Genomic DNA, 17,508 nt, shown 5'->3' on the forward strand with positions numbered 1-17,508 from the left:
TTATACGATATGAGCGAATTTATAAGCAAGATAACAGCTAATCAACCTGTCTTTGATGATAATGATCCACAGGATGAGTTGATTACCCTAAATATTGGTCCCACACATCCGGCTACGCACGGTGTATTTCAGAATGTCGTGCAAATCGATGGCGAACGAATTGTTAGCGGAGTTTCCACGATTGGTTATATTCACCGTGCATTTGAAAAAATTGCTGAACATCGGCCTTTTTATCAAATCACGCCTTTGACCGACCGTCTGAATTATTGTTCGGCGCCAATCAATAATATGGGCTGGCATATGACGGTAGAAAAGCTGCTCAAGATCGAAATTCCTAAACGGGTACAGTATATGCGGGTTATTGTCATGGAGCTTGCCCGTATTGCTGATCATATTATTTGTAATGGCATTTTAGGTGTGGATACCGGGGCCTTTTCGGGCTTCTTGTATGTGATGCAAGAGCGCGAGTTTATCTATGAAATCTTCGAAGAAATCTGTGGTGCGCGTTTAACGACTAATATTGGCCGTATCGGCGGATTTGAGCGAGATTTCAATGCAATTGCCTTCGAGAAAATACGGGAATTTTTGAAACGCTATCCTCCTGTATTACGGGAGTTCGAAGAAATGTTTGTTCGTAACCGCATTTTTATTGAGCGGACTTCAGGCGTTGCTGCTGTCACAGCGGAAGACGCCTTGGATTATAGCTGGTCTGGTCCTATTTTGCGGGCCGCAGGCGTCGATTATGATGTGCGTGTTCAGAACCCTTATTGTTCATACGATGAGTTTGATTTCGACGTACCTGTTGGCACGACAGGCGATGTATATGACCGTTTCATGGTTCGAAATGCCGAAATGTGGCAATCACTTCGGATTATAGAGCAGGCATTAGCGAAAATTGAAAAAGAACCTAAAGGCGTTTTCCATGCAGAGGTTCCTGATTTCTATTTACCGCCGAAAGAACAGGTGTATACCAATATGGAAGCTTTAATCTACCATTTTAAAATCGTCATGGGTGAGGTGGACACTCCAAAAGCCGAAGTCTATCATGCGGTCGAAGGTGCAAATGGTGAACTTGGTTTTTATTTGATTCATGATGGTGGACGTTCACCTTATCGTCTTCATTTTAGGAGACCTTCTTTTGTCAATTATCAAATGTTTGCGCCAATGAGCGCAGGGATGCTGATTTCAGATGCCATTATAAATATGAGTAGTCTTAACGTTATAGCTGGAGAATTAGATGCTTAGTGTAAAACAACATAATGAAAATGTAAACTTTTCTCCAGAATTGTTAGCCAAGTTTGGAGAAGTGGTAAGCCGTTACCCCGAAGGAAAGCAGAAATCAGGCTTATTGCCCATTTTACATTTGGTTCAGGCGGAATACGGCTGGGTTAGCGCAGATGCGATGGATAAGGTGGCTGTTTACCTGAATATATTGCCTATTGAGGTGTATGAGGTGGCAACCTTCTATACCATGTTTTTGTTGCAACCTAAAGGGAAATATGTACTGGAGATTTGTCGTACAGGACCTTGTTGTTTGGTCGGTGCAGAGCGTATCATGGGGCATTTAGCGCAAAAGCTGGGGGTAAAGGAAGGCGAGGTTACAGGCGACGGGCTTTTCTCTTGGCGTGGTGTAGAATGTTTGGCCGCCTGTGGTTTTGGACCAGTCTTACAGATCGGACCTGAATATACATTCTATGAGAATCTGACAGAAGATAAGGTCGACGAATTGATTGATAATTTAAAAGCTAAAACAGAATAATATGGCACGTAAACTTTTGTTGACTCATATCGATGTTCCTGGCATCAATACCTTTGAGGTCTATCGACAAAAAGGTGGTTATGTTGCTGTTGAAAAAGTAGTGAAGACCATGTCTCCTGAGGAGGTCGTTGAAGAGGTTAAGAAGTCTGGGTTACGTGGCCGTGGAGGTGCTGGATTCCCGACGGGGATGAAATGGTCCTTTTTGGCTAAGCCTGAAGGCGTGCCACGCTATTTGGTCTGTAATGCCGACGAGTCTGAACCAGGGACATTCAAAGACCGTTATTTGATGACGCACATCCCACATGCGCTCATTGAGGGAATGATTGTATCCAGCTTCGCCTTAGGAGCTCATACATCGTATATCTATGTGCGTGGAGAGATGATGCCACAGATCAGAATTCTGGAGCGTGCTATTGCTGAAGCCAAGGAAAAAGGTTTTTTGGGTAAAAATATTTTAGGTTCGGGCTATGATCTGGAGATCCATGTTCAACCTGGAGGCGGTGCGTATATCTGTGGGGAGGAAACAGCTTTATTAGAGTCCTTAGAAGGTAAGCGAGGTAACCCACGTATTAAGCCTCCTTTTCCGGCAATAGCAGGTTTATATAACTGCCCGACAGTGGTGAATAATGTGGAGTCTATTGCAACCACAGTGCCCATTATCAATTTGGGCGGTGAAGAATATGCTAAAATCGGCGTGGAGCGTAGTACCGGGACAAAATTAATTTCCGCTAGCGGAAATATTGTAAAACCAGGGGTCTATGAGATCGAACTTGGTCTTCCTGTGGAAGAGTTTATTTACTCGGATGAATATTGTGGTGGTATTGCCAATGGGAAACGAATGAAAGCTGTCGTAGCTGGAGGCTCTTCGGTTCCAATCCTACCCGCTAACTTGATCTTGAAAACTGCGGCAGGAAATAGCCGGTTGATGACTTATGAGTCATTGGCGGATGGTGGTTTCCAAACAGGGACAATGCTCGGGTCGGGTGGTTTCATCGTATTTGATGAGGATCAGTGCGTGGTGCGTAATACCTGGAATTTTGCGCGTTTTTATCATCATGAAAGCTGTGGTCAATGTTCGCCTTGTCGTGAAGGAACAGGTTGGATGGAGAAGGTGCTGCATAAGATCGAGAGCGGTCACGGCTCGATGTCAGACATTGATTTGCTGTGGGATGTGCAGCGGAAAATTGAAGGCAATACAATCTGTCCATTAGGGGATGCGGCAGCATGGCCTGTGGCAGCAGCAATAAGACACTTTAGGGATGAATTTGAATGGCATATCCTTCATCCGGAAGAGTCACAAACACGGAATTATGGACTGGCACATTATGCCGATCCTTTACAACCAATAGTATCATAATAGAAGCTGTAACGATAAATTAATCATATCATGGCAGAAGCGGAAGATATAAAGTTTAAGGTCACCATCGATGGTATACCGGTAGAGGTTGCTCCTGGGACAAGCATATTAAATGCAGCGAGACAAATCGGTGGCGATATAGTTCCTCCGGCAATGTGTTACTACTCCAAACTGGAGGGCAGTGGCGGTAAATGCCGTACCTGTTTGGTCAAAGTCTCTAAGGGGTCTGAAAAGGATCCAAGGCCAATGCCGAAATTGGTGGCTTCTTGTCGTACGACGGTGATGGACGGTATGGAAGTACAAAATATTACTTCGCCAGAGGTGGTGGAAGCAAGAAAGGGCGTTGTTGAAATTTTATTGATCAATCATCCCTTAGATTGCCCGATCTGCGATCAGGCTGGTGAATGTAAATTGCAGGATCTTGGGTATGAACACGGCAGTGCCAATACACGTTACGAATTCGATCGACGGACATTCGAACGCATTGATTTGGGGGACAAGATCCAATTGCATATGAACCGTTGTATCCTATGTTACCGTTGCGTTTATGTCGCCAATCAGTTGACTGATCAACGTGTACATGGCATCTTAGGTCGTGGTGATCATGCCGAGATATCGACCTATATCGAAAATGTAATCGATAATGATTTCTCTGGCAACGTGATTGATGTATGTCCTGTGGGGGCCTTGACAGATAAAACTTTTCGTTTTAAAAATCGGGTGTGGTTTACGAAGCCTGTCGATGCACATCGTGATTGTCCGACATGTTCGGGCAAAGTAACCTTATGGTATAAAGGTGAGGAGGTCATTCGGGTGACAGCACGGAAGGATGAGTTTGGTGAAGTGGAAGAGTTTATCTGTAATACCTGCCGCTTTGATCAGAAAAAAACGAGCGATTGGATCTTAGAGGAACCGACAGAAATCGATCCGCGTTCTGTTATTTCTGCCAATCATTATGAATTATTTAATCCGCCAAAAGTCATTAAGGAAAATCCGATACTTCAGGAACAAAATCGCGAACAGTTGGCTAGAACAGAAAAATTGAAATAATCACAAACATGGAGTGGTCTTTTGTCATAGAGAAATTAATACTGGTGTCTGTTATTTTTGTTATCACCTTGGTGATTGCGATGTATTCGACACTTGCAGAACGAAAAATTGCAGGTTTTATGCAGGATCGCTATGGTCCCGATCGGGCTGGTATCTTTGGGATCTTACAGCCGCTTTGCGATGGTGGTAAGTTCTTTTTTAAGGAAGAAATTATCCCTGCGGGCGCGCATAAAGTACTTTTTATCGTAGGACCTACGATAGCAATTATAACCGCTTGTATCAGTTCGGCCGTGATTCCTTGGGGACAGGAATTGCAAATAGGAGACCGTACGGTTTCTTTGCAAGTTGCGCAAGGTATCAATGTCGGCGTGTTGTATATGTTTGGTGTGATTGCATTGGGTGTATATGGTATTATGCTGGGCGGTTGGGCTTCCAATAATAAGTTCTCGCTTATGGGGGCAATTCGTGCAGCATCACAGAGTATCAGCTATGAAATTGCCATGGGGTTATCACTGATCGCTTTATTGATGGTCACGCGCACATTGACGCTAGAGGAAATTGTTGCGCAGCAGTCGGGTTTTGTCAATTGGAATATCTGGGCACAGCCGTTGGGTTTTATCATTTTTATGGTCTGTGCTTTTGCCGAATGTAATCGGGTTCCTTTCGATTTACCGGAATGTGAGACAGAGCTTGTCGGTGGCTACCATACGGAATATTCTTCCATGAAATTGGGCCTTTATATGTTCTCCGAATACATCAATATGTTTGTTTCTTCGGCGCTCATGGCATCACTTTATTTTGGCGGTTATAATTTCCCTTTTATGAATGATCTGGGATGGTCGGCCAATATGATCACGATCATCGGGGTAGTGGTATTCTTCATTAAAATATTGCTGTTTATCTTTTTCTTTATGTGGGTGCGTTGGACTTTACCACGTTTCCGCTACGATCAATTGATGAATCTGGGCTGGAAGATGCTGATTCCATTGGCCATTGCCAATATTGTACTCACAGGTGTATTTACATTGATTAAAGATACTTATTTCTCATAAGAAAGGACTTTTTATGCAACTAACCAATCGTAAAAAAGTAATTGAACAAAAACCGATGACATTTTCGGAAAGAATCTACTTTCCGGCTATTATCAAAGGTTTGCGCATTACATTAAGGCATTTTTTTAAGAAAATTCCAACCATTAAATATCCGGAGGAAATAAGACCTTATTCGAAAAATTTTAGGGGGCAGCACTCGCTCAAACGTGATGAGGAAGGGCGTGAGCGCTGTACAGCCTGTGGATTATGTGCTTTGTCTTGCCCGGCAGAGGCGATTACAATGACTGCCGCCGAGCGGAAAAAAGGTGAAGAACATCTTTATCGCGAGGAAAAGTATGCGTCGGTATATGAAATCAATATGTTGCGTTGTATTTTCTGTGGTCTATGTGAAGAGGCCTGTCCGAAAGAAGCGATCTATCTGGATGGACCGCATGTGACAGCAGATTATCTCCGTAAGGATTTTATCTATGGAAAAGATAAATTGGTGGAACCAACTTTTGATATTACCAAATTAAAGAGCTAAACCGGGAAATTATGACAGTATTTTATTTTGTAGCCTTCTTGTCTATTTTCTTTGCGCTGCTGACCATTTTTACAAAAAACCCTGTACACAGTGTACTGTATCTGGTCATTACGTTTTTTACGTTTACAATACATTATATTCTTTTGAATGCACAGTTTTTGGCTGTGGTGAATTTCATCGTATATATGGGAGCCATCATGGTGTTGTTTTTATTTGTACTGATGCTGCTCAACCTGAACAAGGATACCGAACCCATGAAATCCAATCTGGTTAAGTTTATGGGCGTTATAGCCGGTTGTTGCCTATTGGTGACTTTTTTCGGGGTATACCGTGTATTTGATATTTCTAATCCCTTGACTGTTGTTAATCCAGAAATCGGGTTGGTTAAGAATCTGGGTAAGGTGTTGTTTAACGAATTTTTGCTTCCTTTTGAGTTATCATCATTATTGTTATTGACGGCAATGATTGGAGCAATATTATTAGCTAAGAAAGAACCTAAACAAATCTAATGGAAACAGTTGTTCAACAGTTGCAGGGGGTGCCAATAAATCATTATCTGATTTTTTGTGCGATTATTTTCGTTATTGGTGTTATCGGTGTTCTTATTCGCCGTAACGTCATCATTATTATGATGTCTATTGAATTGATGCTGAATGCGGTGAATCTTCTTTTAGCTGCTTTTTCAGTACAGCATGGCGATTCGTCCGGACAGGTCTTTGTCTTTTTTATCATGGCATTGGCAGCGGCAGAAGTTGCCGTAGGCCTAGCGATTATTATTATGGTATATCGGAATACGAAGTCTGTGGATATCGATTCCTTAAATAAACTTCGTTGGTAGAACTTAAGAAATAAATACGATGAGTGAATTAGTTTGGTTGATTCCCCTTTTGCCCTTAATCGGGTTTATTGTGAACGGATTGGGTAGGAATGCCTTCTCCAAAGGTATGATAGGTGCTGTTGGCAGCGCTGTAGTGCTTATTTCTTTTGTATGCAGCTGTATTCTTTTCTCCGAAGTCTACCAAGCGAGACAAGCTGGACAAGCAGGTATTATAGAACAACATGTATTTGACTGGATTGCGGTGGGCAATCTCAAGATCGGTCTGTCCTTTTTGGTAGACCCACTAAGTGCCATCATGCTCCTGATCGTTACAGGGATTGGTTTCCTTATCCATGTCTATTCGATTGGTTATATGCATCATGATCATGGATTTGGTAAGTTCTTCGCCTATTTGAATCTCTTTATCTTTTTTATGTTGCTATTGGTATTGGGATCTAATTATCTGGTCATGTTTATCGGCTGGGAAGGTGTAGGGCTATGTTCTTATTTATTGATCGGCTTTTGGTATAAGAATAGTTCGTATGCAAATGCGGCAAAAAAAGCATTTGTGATGAATAGAATAGGCGATTTAGGTTTTCTACTTGCGGTATTTTTAATACTTGGCACTTTTGGATCCTTAGAATTTTCGACTGTATTTCCTGCGGCCAAGAATTTTGCTGTTGGTGATATCACAGTCGTTAGCATTACCATTTTGTTGTTTATTGCTGCAACAGGTAAATCGGCGCAGATACCTTTGTTTACCTGGTTGCCAGATGCCATGGCTGGCCCGACCCCCGTGTCGGCCCTGATTCATGCGGCAACGATGGTTACGGCCGGTATCTATATGATTGCACGTTCCAATGTCCTGTTTGTCCTTTCACCGTTTACCTTGCAGCTCATTTCTGTGATCGCTATTTGTACAGCCCTATTGGCTGCTGCGATAGCATTGACACAAAATGATATTAAGAAAGTATTGGCTTATTCCACCGTTTCACAATTGGGTTATATGTTTCTTGGCCTTGGTGTCGGAGCATTTACGGGAGCGTTTTTCCATGTATTGACGCATGCCTTTTTCAAAGCCTTACTATTCCTGGGGGCCGGCTCTGTTATACATGGTATGAGTGAAGAACAGGATATGCGAAAAATGGGCGGCTTGAAGAAAGCAATGCCTATTACTTATCTGACGATGTTGATGGGGACAATCGCGATTGCAGGAATTCCACCCTTCTCCGGCTTCTTTTCCAAAGACGAAATATTGGCAGTGGCATTTGCTGCGAGTCCAGTTTTATGGGGTCTGGGTTTTATTGGTGCATTAATGACGGCTTTCTATATGTTCAGGATGTTGTTTATGACCTTTTCTGGAACATTCCGTGGTACGGAAGAGCAAAAGCATCATTTGCATGAATCTCCAAAGAGTATGACAGTGCCACTCATCGTATTGGCTATACTTTCTGTGGTTGGAGGAGTGATCAACTTACCAGCTGTTTTGGGTGGTAATCATTGGCTTGAGGATTTCCTGACACCAGTGTTTTCAGAGGGAAAAGCGATAATGCCTGCAACTCATCATTTGGAACACAGTACGGAATATTTACTAATGGGCGTTTCTGTGGTTGGGGTATTGATTATGGTTGCTTTGGCTTTTAATAAATACGTCAAACGACAACAGTTACAGGAAGAGGGCGAAGGTACGCGTGGTTTCTTGGGTAATCTTTCTTACCATAAGTTTTACGTGGATGAGCTCTACGATAGTATCATTGTACGTCCGATCAATTGGCTCTCGGCTTTCTTCGGAAATGTCGTGGATCAACGTGGTATTGACGGTGTTGTTAACGGTGCCGGTAAGGCAACATTTGATACGGGAAAGGTATTGCGGTTGCTCCAGAATGGTAATGTTGGTTTTTATTTATTGATGATGGTAATTGGGGTGATTGCCATTTTCATCTATGGATTGTTGAGTCTTTAATTTTGGTATAATCGATGGATAACTTGTTTTTACTTATTTTATTGCCGTTAATAAGCGCATTGATTCTAACGTTCTTAAAGACCAATGCTGCAAAGTCTATTGCCTTGATTTTATCATTACTATCTTTGGCTTTGACTATTCCGTTCCTCTGTACTTTTGACACAAATGGCGGAATGCAATTTGAACAAAATTGGCTATGGATTTCTTCCTTGCATATTCATTTTCATATCGGCATTGACGGAATTAGCTTGCCGTTGATCTTATTGACGAATGGATTGATGCCTCTAATTATTGCTACAACCTTTAAAAAGGATTATAAAGGAAACTTTTATGCATTAATGGCTTTTATGCAAGCGGGCTTATTGCTCGTGTTTATGGCCTTGGACGCCTTTACTTTTTATGTAGGTTGGGAGATTGCCTTGATTCCGATTTATTTTATTTGTGCACTCTGGGGTGAAGGAGACCGTATTCGCGTCAATTTAAAATTCTTTATTTATACTTTTTTGGGTAGTCTGTTCATGTTGGTCGGTATTCTTTATCTCTATCAACAAGTGCCCAACCGTGATTTTGAATGGACTTCATTTATTGCATTAGATTTGGGGGAAAATACGCAGCGCTGGTTATTTTGGGCATTTTTTGTTGCTTTTGCCATCAAAATACCAATTTTTCCTTTTCATACTTGGCAACCCAATACGTATACAAATGCGCCAGCGGCAGGCACGATGTTGTTGGCAGGTATCATGCTCAAAATGGGGGTTTACGGTTTAATGCGTTGGCTATTGCCTATCGCACCAGCTGGTGTCGCTTTGTACGGGCATTTTGCGATGATCTTATGCGTTATCGGGATCGTTTATGCTTCCGTCATCGCAATTAAACAGGACGATGTGAAGCGATTGATCGCGTATTCGTCAATAGCCCACGTTGGCTTAATTAGCGCCGGTGTCTTCACATGGAATACGAATGGCCTGAGTGGTGCAACTATTCAAATGTTAAATCATGGTATTTCTGTGATCGGGCTTTTTTATGTGTTGGATATTATACAGCAGCGCACACAGACACGTAGTCTCACAGCGCTTGGCGGAATAGCAAGCAAGGCACCGCGCTTGGCGATCTTCTTTATGATTATTTGTATGGGGGCAGTGGGTTTACCATTAACGAATGGATTCATTGGGGAGTTTTTGTTATTGAAAGGCGTTTTTCAATATGGATTTTGGTTTGCCGTTTTCGCGGGGCTAACCTTAATCCTGGGCGCAGTTTATATCCTTAGGCTTTACCAAGGAACGATGTTGGGGGAAACGACCGAAAAAACTGTACAATTTGAAGATGTAAAAGGAACGGAACTTATTGTATTGACAGTCGTCTCCGTCTTGATCCTTTATATTGGTATATTCCCTAATTTCCTATTGAACCTTTCTGCAGGTTCCGTGGAAGTTTTAAGTACATTTTTAGGCAGATAATAGATATATTTAATTGTATGGGTGCAATAATTACACTTTCGATATTAGCATTAGTCGTCCTTTATCTTGGTTTATTCAAGATGAAATCTATGCTACTGCCTGTTTCTATTCTTGGCTTCTTGGTCGCTATTGGTTTTTTATGGAATGACTGGACTTCGACCAGTGGACCGCTCTATAGTGGGATGGTTCATTTTGATCATTTTGCTATTGCTTTCTCAATCTTATGTATCGCAGTTACCTTGTGCATTTTTGTTATCTCAAAGGGATATTTTGATGAGGAGGGGCAAATTGCGGAATATTATTCATTATTAATTTTCTCCCTCACAGGTGCTGTTCTTGTGAATAGTTATCATAATTTTTCAATGCTTTTTTTAGGTATTGAAATTATGTCTGTAGCGCTTTACATTTTGGTGGGTATACGTAAAAGAGACAAAGCATCAAATGAAGCTGCATTAAAATACTTTTTGATGGGGGCTTTCTCTACGGGCTTTCTATTGTTTGGTATTGCCCTTTTGTACGGTGCTACAGGATCATTTGATTTAAGTGAAATCAAAGACTATGTTGTCAATAACCCGCAGACAATTTCGCCTTTGTTTTATGGGGGTATATTGCTTCTCATTGTGGGACTGACGTTCAAAGTGGGCGCTGTTCCCTTTCATTTCTGGACACCAGATGTTTATGATGGGGCTCCGATATTGATTACCAGTTATATGAGCACCGTCGTTAAAGTTGCTTCTTTTGCTGGATTGTTACGTTTATTCAGTTATAGTCTATTGCCTCTGCAAGATTTTTGGACTCCGGTTTTCTTAGTGATCGCCATTCTCACCTTATTTGTTGGAAATATTTCTGCATTAATGCAGTCTTCCTTCAAACGTATGCTTGCTTATTCAAGTGTTTCGCATGCGGGGTATATGTTATTTGCGATTGTAGCAGTTGGATCTACTTCGGCTAATAGTATCTTTGCTTATGGTCTCGCCTATTCGCTGGCAACCATTGTCGCCTTTACGGGATTAATCCTGGTTAAGAAAACGACCGGCTCCGAACATTTTGAAGCTTTCAATGGCTTGGGCAAGAGAAATCCTTTGCTCGCATTTGCCATCACGATAGCAATGCTTTCTCTCGCGGGTATACCACTGACAGCTGGATTTATCGGTAAGTTTATGATGTTTTCTTCTGTTATGGAAAATTATCATATTGTTTTGCTTGTATTGGCTGTAATCAATGCAGGAATTGCCGTGTATTACTACTTGAAGGTTGTTGTTGCGATGTACTTTAGAGACAGTGAAGAATCCTGTGTCAATGTGCAATGGAATTATTCATTTGTATTATTCCTTGCTGTAGTGCTTACCATTTTAATTGGGGTATATCCAGACTGTGTTTTAAAATTAATATAAAGTTTCTGTTAAACCTGTGGATTCTTCAATGGCAATAGGAACCTTCAATAATTAACGTTGTAATTAAAGCAGGTTAAAACTGAAGGTTTCTGTTAAAATACATGTTGTTTATTTAAGCATGGCGATTTAGCTGTGCTTTTTTTATTTTTATTGGTATAACTCTTGCATACAAATTGTATATTGTAAAAAAGAAATCCTATCAATTGGCAGATGGCGTTTAAAGTGTGTGTTAAATCTTTTTCGATTTGTGTTTTAAGTGTGTTACTATTCTTCTTTATTGGCGGAAAAGTAAATGCACAGGGCTTTATTCGTGGAAAGGTTGTCGACGCACAGACCGGAAAAGGCATCTCACGGGTTTCAATCAATTGGCTAGGGGAAGATAGTGGCGGCAGCAGCGATACCCTTGGATATTTCAAGATCCCAGATATCAAAAAATACAAACAACTTATATTTGGAGCAGTGGGGTATGAGCGGCGGACAGTAGATGTTCGGCGTTTACAGGATTCCATACTCACCGTGCATTTAATTGCCTCGAATAATACATTAGAGGAAGTGGTGGTCAATCGAAAAAACAAGAAACCCAAAGACCCCGCTATAGCACTGATCGAACAGGTTATTGCGCATCGGTCACAAAACCATTACACCCGCATTCCTGAGATTCGTTTTGATGAATATGAAAAGACGCAATTCGGTTTTGTGAATCCTGAAGATAAAGCAAAAAAATTTCCAAAGCCCTTTCGCTTTCTTTTCGAAAACATTGATTCGACAGCTTTTCGGGGGCAGACCATTGCACCCTTCTATTTGGAGGAAAACTATGCCAACGTCTATTCTTCCCATAATCCGAATCGCAGTAAAAAACTTATCATCAGTCACAATCAGACCGAATTAAATCCACGGTTTTTTAACAATGATAATTGGCAAACTCGGTTTCAGACCATACTCCGCGATGTTGATCTCTATGATAATACGATTCAGGTCGCGAACAAAGGGGTCTTAAGTCCAATTGCGACGGGGGCTACAGCGTTTTACAGATACAAAATTCAAGATACGATCCAAATTGAAGGGAAGGATTATATTGAGCTCCAATTTGAAGGTAAATCGGCTATCGATCTGCTCTTCTACGGTGACCTTCTGGTCTCAGACGATACAAGGTACGCCGTTCACCGCGCCACACTGAATATCGGACGTACGGCAAATATCAATTGGATAAATGACGTGCAGATAGATCTAAGCTATAGTGAATTTAAAAACGGCAGTATGCTTCCCGTTCGTGCAGATCTGAAAATGTTATTTGGCGGGAGCAAGTCGGACGTATTGTATGGTCGCAGGGAAACCCAATACCTCGGGCATCGTACGGATTCTATTTCGAATGAGAATTTTGCCGGAGTACCTGTTGAAAAAAGGTATCTCCTCCAATCCGCCCCGCATGTACCCATAGTAGGGGTTAGACCAAGCCCGTTAAGCCGTGCAGAAATAGGGGCGTATCAAAAAGTTGATTCGGTACAGCATATGCGTTCTTTTAACCAGTTAGTTGCATTGGGTTATTTGTTGGCAAAGGGATATTACAACGCAGGAAAGGTTGAATTTGGACCATTGGAATATCTTTATAGCCGGAATAATTACGAAGGAAACCGTGTGCGCCTGAGTGGTCGGACGACGCGTTTATTTTCGGAAAAAGCCTACATTGAAGGATATACAGCCTACGGCGATAAGGATAAAGAGCTAAAGTACTACCTGAGTACAGCATTTACTTTAAACGGAGAACGCATTGTTCAGTTTCCAGCTAATTATTTACGCTTTACTGTACAGCATGATGTCATGGAACCCGGACGTGGTTTGGGGTTTTTGAAGGGCGATGGTTTTTTCCGTTCTTTCGGAAAAAACAAGCCTAATAAGTGGCAGTTTAATGATATTTATCGCATTGATCACCTTATCGAGTTCGGTAATCATGTCAGTATAGGATCGGCATTTACACATACACGTAGGCAGCCTCGCGGTGATCTGTTTTATAGCAATAGCCTACCTTCACCTGATACAGTTCGCCAAGTGAATACAAATGATCTACAGCTGATTTTGCGTTGGGCTCCGAATGAAGAATTTACTTATCATAATCTCGACAGAGGAACCGTAGAAAATAAATATCCCATTTTTACCCTGCAATATAATAAAGGCCTGAAAGGATTTTGGGGCGCAGATTATAATTATGATGCGTTGCGGTTCAGTATTTTCAAGCGTTTATTTTTATCTCCGGCGGGGCAGGCCGATTTTGAATTTTCGGGAGGAAGAATTTGGGGAAAACATCTGCCATATACTTTACTGGAACTTCCAGAGGTCAATAGAGATAAGCAGGGACCGTTGGTCAATTTCGACTTGATGGCTACCTCGGAATTTGTCTCAGATCAGTTTTTGAAATTGACGTATTACCACAATTGGAATGGCTTCTTTTTTAATAGAATTCCTTTGTTCAGAAGGTTAAAGTGGCGCGAAGTGACGGGATTTAAGGCTTTTTATGGAAAGTTAAGTGATGTCAACAACCCCTTTGTAACGCCCGAAAATATTCAGTTTGAACCGGACAAAAATGGTATTGTCCAAACAAAAGCAGTGCGTAACAAACCATATGTAGAAGGGCTAGTAGGGGTGGATAATATCTTTAAATTGATTAGATTAGAGTATAAAAAGAGATTAAGCTATAGTGGTGGTGAAGGCATACCTTCTGATACCTTTACAGCATCCTTACATTTTAATTTTTAGCAATTATGGTCCAATATTCAAATTTAAACTATGTGATTAAAGATAGCATCGGCTACGTTATCATTAACCGCGAACCCCAGCTGAATGCTTTGAATCAGGAAACCCTTGACGAATTGCAAGATATCTTCATGCATTTCAATGCCGATGACCACGTAAGAGGTATTATCCTGACAGGCGCTGGGCCTAAAGCATTCGCTGCAGGAGCAGACATTAAGGAATTTATGGATTTATCTGTAATTCAGGCACGGTGGCTCAGTGAACGAGGACATATTATTTTTTCGGACCTTATTGAAGGTTCTCCCAAGCCAGTTATTGCCGCAATAAATGGGTATGCTTTAGGCGGAGGGCTGGAGATGGCCTTAGCCTGCCATATTCGTATAGCGTCTGACAATGCAAAAATGGGCCTGCCAGAGGTTTCTTTGGGCCTGATTCCGGGCTATGGTGGTACGCAGCGTCTGCCCAAGTTGATCGGAAAAGGACAGGCTATGCAAATGATTTTAACGGGTGATATGATTGACGCGCAGCGAGCCTATGAACTGGGATTGGTCAATGAGGTGATCGCACAGGACAAACTCATTGCCCGGGCGGAGGAAATACTCCATAAGATATTTACGCGTTCTCGCGTTGCAGTGGCAAATGCTATTACTGCTATTAACGCTGCTGAAGATAAACAACAAAACGGGAATAAGGTGGAAATGGATGCTTTCGGACATCTTTTCGGAACAGAAGATTTCAAAGAAGGTGTTTCTGCATTTTTAGCGAAAAGGACACCGAATTTTGAATAATGCCACGGTACTTCGCGAAACGCCATAAGCCGTGTATTGTCAGGTTTGAGTATCGATGAAGAGGTAAAAATAAGACGAAGAAAAGATGTTCGGATTGAGCGCCAATCGTTTTGCGGCAAGTGTTAAGATGGCTCATGAATCTGGATCTGAAAGCTTTGACCGACATTATTTTTGATATTTTTTGCGATATTCCTGTGGCGACATTTTCATCTCCCGTGTAAACGCTTTTGAAAAATGAAAGGGGTCATAAAAGTGAAGTTTGAATGCGATTTCCTTAATCTTAAGTAGTGTGAATTGCAGGTAGGAGCAAGCCCTTTGCATGCGGAGTTGATTGTAATACACCATCGGTGGGTAAGAGGTTTTCTGCTTGAACAAGTTAATAAGATGTGATTTGGAATAGTTGAAATGTGCTGCAATATCGTCCAGATTAATATTGTTCTCCAGATTGTCTTTCATAAATATAATGATATCCTGTATGATATTGTCTACTTGAATTCGGTTGCTTTCTCTAAACTGAGCCTGATATTGAATGGACGCTAAAAAATATTGAAAGCAAAAACTCGTATACTCCAAATTTTCTGGACTATACCCCATTTCCAGGTTTTTGTAGACGCTCTCGAAGAGCTGGATGCGGTTGGCATGTTTGTTTGAATCCGCGTCATCTATATGAATCACTTCGCCCATGATATGTTGAAAAAGAACTGCATCTGTGCCGTCGAAATGAATCCAATAGATGCTCCAGGGATCATTTGATTTTGCGCCATAGCAATGAGCGCTATCTCTCGGGATAATGTATACATCGTTTCTTTTAAGGTTGTGCGTTGTTTCATCCTGTTTTATCCAACCGCTTCCATCTTCGCAATAAATCAGAATATATTCCTTACATCCTTCTTGACGATCACGGTAGTGTTTTTTAGCATTGGGATAATAGCCGATATGTGTGATGTGTAATTTTGATGTGATGTTGTTGCCTTCCAGGTAATTGCATACGGCATAGGGAAGGACAATTGCCTTTTCTCCTTTGAATCCTTCAGCGATGACATCTTCGTTTTGTTTCATAAATCGGGCTTATTTTTGGTTATTCGTATAAAAATAGTAATATTTTACATGTTTATCGTGTTCACTTACATGATTCTCCCCAAGTATTCCATTAATTTTACCTAAGTAAATCTAAATATGTAAACTCTTATGCAAAAGACTGCGACGACCTATCTGCTATTGATCACTTTTGTGGCCGCTATTGGTGGATTTCTATTTGGATATGATTGGGTAGTTATTGGTGGTGCAAAGCCATTTTATGAGGCTTATTTTCATTTGGAATCCGATCCTGCCTTGCAGGGGTGGGCCATGTCTTCGGCGATTGTGGGGAGCTTTGTTGGTGTACTGCTCTCGGGGGGATTGGCCGATCGCTATGGCAGAAAACCGCTGATTTATACTGCTGCAATTTTATTTATAATGTCTGCAGTGGGAACCGGTATGGCGTCCGAACTGGACACTTTTATTATCTATCGGATTTTGGGCGGGATAGGTATCGGTGTAGCCTCCAATTTGGCACCGATGTATATCGCAGAGATCGCCCCCGCAGAAAGTCGAGGGAAATTTGTATCGATCAATCAATTGACCATTGTACTGGGCATCCTTGCAGCACAAGTGGTCAATTGGCTCATTGCAAAGCCGGTTTTAGCCGGAGAATCTATGCTAGAAACCTGGAATGCGCAAGAGGGGTGGAGATGGATGTTTTGGGCCGGAGCGATCCCGGCGGTCATTTTTTTATTGCTACTTTTCCTGATTCCTGAAAGTCCGCGCTGGTTATATACAAAAGGGAAGCACGAACAGGCAAAACGTGTGTTTTTACGCATGGGTGGAGATGAGTATGCAGCAGAAAATATACGTTCTATTGCCGAGGCGGCTGAACTAAGTCAGGCTAAATCCCGAAAGAGAAATTTATTTCAGGGGAAGCTGCTACGGTTGTTGTTGCTAGGAAGCTTTATTGCGGTTTTTCAGCAATGGTGTGGGATTAATGTTATTTTTAATTATGCCCAGGAAATCTTTACAGCTGCTGGATATACGGTTTCGGGGATGCTTTTCAATATTATTATCACTGGCGTGATCAATGTCATTTTTACATTCATTGGCATGTATCTGGTTGATCGAATTGGTCGTCGCGCATTGATGCTTTTCGGATCAGCAGGCCTTTTTGTGATTTATATTGCCTTAGGAGCATGTTATTATTTCAATTGCAGCGGCATTTTTGTGCTTCTCCTTGTACTGGCCGGAATTGCGGTGTATGCGATGACCTTGGCTCCTGTAACTTGGGTAATTATCGCCGAAATATTCCCTACCGCTGTAAGGGCGCAGGCCATGGCGATTGCAACATCGTTATTATGGATTGCATGTTTTGTGCTCACCTATACGTTTCCTTTACTGAATCAAAACCTGGGTGCAGCTGGTACATTCTGGCTGTATGGTGGAGTCTGTTTTATCGGTTGTCTGTTTCTATGGAGCCGATTGAAAGAGACCAAAGGAAAAAGCTTAGAAGAAATTGAACAAGAACTGGAAGGATAATTGGCACCCGGATCATCAACGAAATCAACTCGACC

15 protein-coding genes are annotated in these 17,508 nt (G+C 41.7%); 14 read left to right on the forward strand and 1 reads right to left on the reverse strand.

Annotated features, from left to right (window positions below; translation table 11 throughout):
* Window positions 1-9 precede the first annotated feature (9 nt).
* From AAW12_RS07910 to AAW12_RS07970, 13 genes are all read left to right on the forward strand, one after another.
* A complete protein-coding gene (locus AAW12_RS07910; protein WP_046673077.1) occupies window positions 10-1,245 on the forward strand; it encodes an NADH-quinone oxidoreductase subunit D in 1,236 nt (411 codons plus the stop codon).
* Window positions 1,238-1,759: a complex I 24 kDa subunit family protein gene (nuoE, locus tag AAW12_RS07915; protein WP_046673078.1), complete on the forward strand. Its 522-nt coding sequence runs from the start codon at window positions 1,238-1,240 to the stop codon at window positions 1,757-1,759. Before AAW12_RS07910 ends, nuoE begins: the two co-directional genes overlap by 8 nt.
* Before the next feature lies 1 nt (window position 1,760).
* Window positions 1,761-3,116, forward strand: coding sequence for an NADH-quinone oxidoreductase subunit NuoF (nuoF, locus tag AAW12_RS07920; protein ID WP_046673079.1), 1,356 nt, complete (start codon window positions 1,761-1,763; stop codon window positions 3,114-3,116).
* 30 nt (window positions 3,117-3,146) lie between these two features.
* The gene (locus tag AAW12_RS07925; RefSeq protein WP_046673080.1) at window positions 3,147-4,166 is read left to right on the forward strand and encodes a 2Fe-2S iron-sulfur cluster-binding protein; all 1,020 of its coding nucleotides are present in this window, start codon (window positions 3,147-3,149) and stop codon (window positions 4,164-4,166) included.
* Window positions 4,167-4,174: 8 nt separating this feature from the next.
* Entirely contained in the window at window positions 4,175-5,218 is a 1,044-nt protein-coding gene (gene nuoH / locus AAW12_RS07930; RefSeq protein WP_046673081.1) for an NADH-quinone oxidoreductase subunit NuoH, read from the forward strand.
* A gap of 13 nt (window positions 5,219-5,231) precedes the next feature.
* Window positions 5,232-5,741: a NuoI/complex I 23 kDa subunit family protein gene (locus tag AAW12_RS07935; RefSeq protein ID WP_046673082.1), complete on the forward strand. Its 510-nt coding sequence runs from the start codon at window positions 5,232-5,234 to the stop codon at window positions 5,739-5,741.
* An 11-nt stretch (window positions 5,742-5,752) separates the two neighbouring features.
* Window positions 5,753-6,250, forward strand: coding sequence for an NADH-quinone oxidoreductase subunit J (locus AAW12_RS07940; RefSeq protein WP_046673083.1), 498 nt, complete (start codon window positions 5,753-5,755; stop codon window positions 6,248-6,250).
* The gene (nuoK, locus tag AAW12_RS07945; RefSeq protein WP_046673084.1) at window positions 6,250-6,579 is read left to right on the forward strand and encodes an NADH-quinone oxidoreductase subunit NuoK; all 330 of its coding nucleotides are present in this window, start codon (window positions 6,250-6,252) and stop codon (window positions 6,577-6,579) included. The genes AAW12_RS07940 and nuoK overlap by 1 nt, the downstream gene beginning before the upstream one ends.
* A gap of 19 nt (window positions 6,580-6,598) precedes the next feature.
* Entirely contained in the window at window positions 6,599-8,521 is a 1,923-nt protein-coding gene (gene nuoL / locus AAW12_RS07950; protein ID WP_046673085.1) for an NADH-quinone oxidoreductase subunit L, read from the forward strand.
* Between the two features lie 14 nt (window positions 8,522-8,535).
* A complete protein-coding gene (locus AAW12_RS07955; RefSeq protein WP_046673086.1) occupies window positions 8,536-9,978 on the forward strand; it encodes a NuoM family protein in 1,443 nt (480 codons plus the stop codon).
* 17 nt (window positions 9,979-9,995) lie between these two features.
* Entirely contained in the window at window positions 9,996-11,372 is a 1,377-nt protein-coding gene (locus AAW12_RS07960; RefSeq protein WP_046673087.1) for an NADH-quinone oxidoreductase subunit N, read from the forward strand.
* 258 nt (window positions 11,373-11,630) lie between these two features.
* A complete protein-coding gene (locus tag AAW12_RS07965; protein WP_046673154.1) occupies window positions 11,631-14,123 on the forward strand; it encodes a DUF5686 family protein in 2,493 nt (830 codons plus the stop codon).
* A 5-nt stretch (window positions 14,124-14,128) separates the two neighbouring features.
* Window positions 14,129-14,908 carry an enoyl-CoA hydratase/isomerase family protein gene (locus AAW12_RS07970; protein ID WP_046673088.1) on the forward strand — a complete coding sequence of 260 codons (780 nt, stop codon included), beginning with the start codon at window positions 14,129-14,131 and terminating at the stop codon, window positions 14,906-14,908.
* A gap of 165 nt (window positions 14,909-15,073) precedes the next feature.
* Here the strand turns inward: AAW12_RS07970 and AAW12_RS07975 are convergent, their stop codons facing one another.
* Window positions 15,074-15,967: an AraC family transcriptional regulator gene (locus AAW12_RS07975; protein ID WP_046673089.1), complete on the reverse strand. Its 894-nt coding sequence runs from the start codon at window positions 15,965-15,967 to the stop codon at window positions 15,074-15,076.
* A 129-nt stretch (window positions 15,968-16,096) separates the two neighbouring features.
* Here AAW12_RS07975 and AAW12_RS07980 point away from each other — a divergent pair, with 129 nt between their 5' ends.
* Window positions 16,097-17,473, forward strand: a complete 1,377-nt coding sequence (locus AAW12_RS07980) for a sugar porter family MFS transporter (RefSeq protein WP_046673090.1) — start codon at window positions 16,097-16,099, stop codon at window positions 17,471-17,473.
* The last annotated feature ends 35 nt before the right edge of the window (window positions 17,474-17,508 follow it).

The organism is Sphingobacterium sp. Ag1 (genome assembly GCF_000988325.1).
Classification (GTDB): Bacteria; Bacteroidota; Bacteroidia; order Sphingobacteriales; family Sphingobacteriaceae; genus Sphingobacterium.